2 protein-coding genes are annotated in these 2,000 nt (G+C 33.2%); both read right to left on the bottom strand.

The features are described from left to right. The coding region (locus AC1DTM_RS24135) for an MFS transporter (RefSeq protein ID WP_477001074.1) at nt 1-1,601 on the bottom strand (1,601 nt) is incomplete at its 3' end. 36 nt (nt 1,602-1,637) lie between these two features. Then, nucleotides 1,638-2,000: PadR family transcriptional regulator (locus AC1DTM_RS24130; RefSeq protein ID WP_477001073.1), on the bottom strand; the 363-nt coding region annotated here is incomplete at its 5' end.

The following is a 2,000-nucleotide window of genomic DNA, read 5'->3' as shown; positions in this document are numbered from 1 at the left end:
TAATGATTCACATCATTTGAAAATACGAGTATTTCTTTTTTTATGTTCTCTTCTTGTTTTTCAACTTCTTTTGTTACTCGATTCGTAACTTCTTCTCTTTTCACATCTCTATATTCTACTGGAACTCCGCTTAATACCTCATCCACTTTTTGATGAATTAATTCATCTTTTTTCTCTTTACTTAATCCCACCCATATTTCATTTTGTTTCTTTTCTACATTTGCTTCTATACTTTGTTTCTCTATTTTTTCTTTTGTTACTTGTAATATCTCAGTTTGCTGAATACTATCCCCATGAATATTACGTACTTTTTCTTCCGCATAATGATAGACACTCTCTTTATTTACTGTTAAATTGTGAGTTAAATTAGATACAAATATTGCAACCGCTAATACAATTCCAACTTGTCGTAACATCGAGACAACACTTTGAGAAGCAGTTAATAATTCCCCTTCAAACGAAGATGCACTTAAAACTGTAATTGGTCCCACTACTAAACCATATCCAACACCTAATATCATACACGGAGTAATAATTTCTATATTTGTTGAATTGACGCCAATCATTTGCAACCAATAGTAGGATAGACCCATAACAAGAAACCCTGACAAAATAATAGTTACTTTTCCAAATTTTTTAATTAAAGTTGCTGCAACCGGTGAGACAAAAAATATCATCGCTGAAATAGGTGTCACTAAAAAAGCAGCTTCAATTTCCGTTCGGTATTGTATTTTTGTCAAGAATGTTGGAAGCAACACAGTTACTCCGATTAAAAATAAATTACTTAATACAACAACGATAGACGCTCCTACAAACATTCGATCTTTAAATAATTTTAAATTCACCATCGGATTATGAATCTTTCGTTCCACTAAAACAAATAGAATAAGAGAAATAGTGCTAATGGTATAACAAGACCAAGCGATATTACTTTGCCATCCCCACGTATTGCCTTTCACTAATACGAGAGTAAAAGAAAAAATCGCTAAACTACTTAACATAAGTCCAATCCAATCAATTTTTGAAATAATACGTTCTTCATTTTTTACTTGTAACATAATACAGCATAAAATGATTCCCAGAATACAAATCGGAACATTGACGAAGAACACCCATCTCCATCCTACATTTTGCGTAATAATTCCGCCTATTACCGGACCAAGTGCAGCTGACAATCCTTGCGTTACTCCTAAAATAGCAAGTGCAACATGCCTCTTTGCTAACGGCATAGCTGATACACCAATTACCATACTTATCGGAAATAAAATTGCTGCTCCAACACTTTGTATAAAACGAGAAAAAATGAGGAAGTCACCTGTATTAGCAAAAGCACAAAGTACTGACCCACCACCGAAAATCACCAAACCAAGAATATACATCTTTGCTTTTCCAAAAATATCAGCTATCCGTCCTAGCGGAATTGCGAGTACCGCAATAGTCATTGTATATACATTTAATACCCATGACATCTTTTCTAATGAAGTATTCACACTTGTTTGTATAGCTGGTAAAGCTATATTCATAATCGTTGTATCAATCATACAAAGAAAAATACCTAAGCACATTAAAAAGACAATTTTCAGTCCCTTTGATTGCTCCATGTTCATCTACCCCTTTATTTATTTTGAACACATTTTTCATTCTTCTGTTTTATTATTTTCTTTCGCTTCTAACTGCTCTAACTTTCTCTTCAGCGTCTCTACTTGTGCACTATATGTTGCAATACCTACATCAAGCGAAATTTCTTCAACAAACGTAATACCTTCTCTCCATTTTTCATATTTCAAGCGAAGGTCCACAATGTACGCTTCTTTTCTTTCAATTTCGTCCTCAATCCATTTTTTTATCTTCGCACCATCACTATAATTACCAAAATACATCCTCATTAAAAAATCTGAACGTAAAACATCTTTTTCTACATCCGTTTGCATGTATTGATAAAACTCTCCACGCCCTTCATCTGTAATAAAGTACATTTTCTTATTTGGTTTCCCTTCTTG

Source organism: Bacillus sp. P4_D3 (assembly GCF_056401855.1).
The sequence above is the reverse complement of the archived record's forward strand: the minus strand, read 5'-3'. Positions and strand labels throughout refer to the sequence as shown.